This is a genomic window from uncultured Cyclobacterium sp. (genome assembly GCF_963976465.1).
Lineage (GTDB): Bacteria > Bacteroidota > Bacteroidia > Cytophagales > Cyclobacteriaceae > Cyclobacterium.
In genome coordinates this window covers 1-3,045 of the sequence record NZ_CAXBOC010000598.1, presented here as the reverse complement: position 1 = coordinate 3,045, position 3,045 = coordinate 1, and the positions used below count along the sequence as shown (strand labels likewise).

Genomic DNA, 3,045 nt, shown 5'->3' with positions numbered 1-3,045 from the left:
ATCCTTCATCTAAAGCAAACCCTGTATCTTCATCCCCTAATTCCTTTACCCTATTGAGGTAACTATCCAAGGAAAAATGCTGCCCGGAGGATTGTTCGTAAACCTTCGTTAATGATAGCAATTTACTGACCCCTACTTCCTCAAGCCAATGGGACTTTCTTTCCAAAATCGCTTTGGCAAGTACACCTTTATTCACTTCATTTTCCAAGGATTCAACCGCAGGCAAAAGATCTTTCCCTAGCATGGTCGGAACCTTGGCCAAATTCCTGTAAAGTTTCACCGTATCATTGCTCACAAGCTGACCGCTGGCATCAAAACGCATCCATTTAGGGAAAGTAACATTTTGAGTACCCGAAATAAAGACGGCCTCCTCTTCCATCCCTCCAAAATACAAAAAGGGCAAATGGGCCGGTGTAAACTTAAGGTACCCCTTTAAGGCCGCTTGTTTCCATTCTATGGCAGCTTTTTCAAAATCGCCAAGATCTGAAAGTAACCAGCCTGCAAAAGCATGGTAATAACCGGCGTCTTGACTAAATCGAAAGGCCATACCATTTAAGTAGGTCAATAATTTATTGATCCTTCCGGTTTTATATTTTAAAATCAGATCCGACTCTTTTAAATTTTGCTCAACAGTCAGCGAACTGGTTTCTTTCGCCAACATGGAATCCAATTCCATCTGAAAATCCGGTCCGGTAAAACCTTTCTCAATATTGGTAAGGTAATTTCTAAGCATAGCTCTTCTTACAAGCACATTGTCAGCCTCCTTTTCGGTTGCATCTAAGTCAATTTCCCCAAGCCCATACCCCATATTCTTTGCTGCCAAAAGATTAACAGAATTCTTCAAAGACGATGCAATTTTCTCATCTTCTTCCAAAGGAAGGCCTTGAGCCACCTTTATCCCTACCCTATTTTGGATATCGGCCTCTTCAAACCCTTCCATCCTTTCCAGCGTACTTAAGGCTTTTTGCGGCAGGTTCATTCGATGGTATACCAATGCCAAATTATTTGCCAAGTAAGGATTTCCCGGAAAACGTTTCAAACCTTCTTCCAAGCAATAAACTGCCTCATTTGTCCTAGAACGCTTTTCCAGCATTCGGCTAAGCAACAAAATATCTTTTACCTGAGGGTTTTGTTCAAAACTTCGCTCTAAGGTTTTAAGTGCCAAGGTAGGCTGGTTTTGATCAAGGTAAATATTACTCAAAGCAAAAAGTGCCCTGTCATTTGCCCTGTACCTATCAAAAGCATTTTCGTAAAGCACTGAAGCTTCTACAGGCCTTTCGGTGGTGTAATAATAATCTGCTGAAAGGTGTGTAGAGGAAGTACTGAATTGTATGCCTATTATTCCAGCAGCATAAACCATCAAAATCAAAAATGCGATCGCTCCTCCCAATCTCATATGAAAATAGGGGAAAAAGGGAGGGTTGTACATTATTTTTTCAATCGCAGTACCACTATTGATTATGGCTGAAAAATTTACCCATATATACAAAACAAACATCACACTGAACCCCAACTGACTATAGGCAAACACATGATGTAAAAAATCTAGCATAGGTGTATTACCGGAAATTTCTGCTTTGAACAAGACCAATAGACAAACAGCAAAACCTCCCAAGTAAAACACTTTACCTACCCATGCTTCATTATAGATTTGAGGGAAATATTTTGTTTTATAAAACGAATCGAAATAACCGACAACCCCTACCAGCACAAGTAAAAGCTGGAATGATGGGAGGTACCATTTATTCCAATCACCGGTAACTCCCAGAAAAACCAAAGCCATCAAAACCAGGTATAAGCTTGAAATAATGGCAAAATGCCAACCAATCTTGATGCCCACATCCCGATTGAGCTTGGCCAGGAACAAATAAGCCCCGGACACAAAAGCATGCCCAATATAAAGCATAAAAGCAGCGGCCATTACCAATGCCATTAGAAATATATTCTCGGAAAATAAATAGGTAGGTGAAACTGCTTGAGAAAAATAAATCAAAACGGCCAAGCCCAGTAGCCCAAACCCAATTATCAGTACTACCCTAAGTCCTAAATCTATAATATCATTAAAAAACAGGTGGATGATCGATGCAGGCACCAAAAGAAACAGTAAACTTATAGCCAAGGCATAGTTGGTACCAATCCCACCGATATTCAAACTATTCACTCCGCTTATGCTCAGAAGCAAGATCAGTAAGCCCGCCCCTATCAAAAATGCTTGGCGTTTCAGTAAGGTCAATAAGACAATAAACAGCAACAACAGTAGCCAAATGCCAAGCCCCATCACCTGAATTAACTTGGGAAAACCTTGAGGAGGCAATGGATCGAATTGATCAAATAAAAGAAAATTTTGAACCTCAAATTCAAGCAATCCCGAAGTAGACTGAAAACTATCTAAAGGAACATTGATTCTCTCTGACAAGGTTATTAGATCAATGGAATCTAAAGCATTTACCCACAGTAAGCCTGCTCCTGCACTTATCAGTACAGCCGAAAAAATATAAAAGAAAACATTCTGCCAGACCCTCCGGCGCATTACTCCATAACTTTAGGGACACGGAAATAATCCGAATCTCTTTGGGGGGCATTTTTCAAGCCTTTCTCATGATCCAAATGAGCGCCTACTACATCTTTTCTCATGACATTTTCTTCAGAAGACATGGTTATAAGTGGTTCCAACTCATTTAACTTCTCAACCCAATCTAGGATTTGAGTCATGTCTGCGGTCATTTTTTTTGCACTTTTTTCATCAAACTCAAGTCTGGCCAAATGTGCAATTTTTTTGAGAGAATCGATATCTAATTTCATGAATTGTCCATTTAAATTTAATTCCGGGCATTGTCTTTATTCAATTGTTCCTGAATGATGGTGAAACACTTTGATTTAATTTCCTTCACATCATTTGGCCCACAGCCCTTAACGGCAATGGGCTCATGTATGACTACTTTAACAGGTTGATAACGCAATAAAAACTTCCCATCGTCCGGCAAAATTAAGTGATTGTATGATAAAGTGACAGGAATAATTGGAATTTGTTTGTCCAGGGCCAAT

General features: G+C 39.8%; 2 protein-coding genes and 1 pseudogene. All 3 read right to left on the bottom strand.

The annotated features are described in order from the left end of the window. Window positions 1-2,530 (bottom strand): tetratricopeptide repeat protein (locus tag AAC037_RS22710; RefSeq protein WP_339905840.1); only part of this gene is annotated, 2,530 nt, incomplete at its 3' end. Next, window positions 2,530-2,802 (bottom strand): Asp-tRNA(Asn)/Glu-tRNA(Gln) amidotransferase subunit GatC, encoded by a 273-nt coding sequence (gene gatC / locus AAC037_RS22705; protein WP_339905839.1) that lies wholly within the window; start codon window positions 2,800-2,802, stop codon window positions 2,530-2,532. The genes gatC and AAC037_RS22710, both read right to left, overlap by 1 nt. 17 nt (window positions 2,803-2,819) lie before the next feature. Next, a pseudogene (locus AAC037_RS22700) lies at window positions 2,820-3,045 on the bottom strand (1-acyl-sn-glycerol-3-phosphate acyltransferase); the annotation flags it as partial.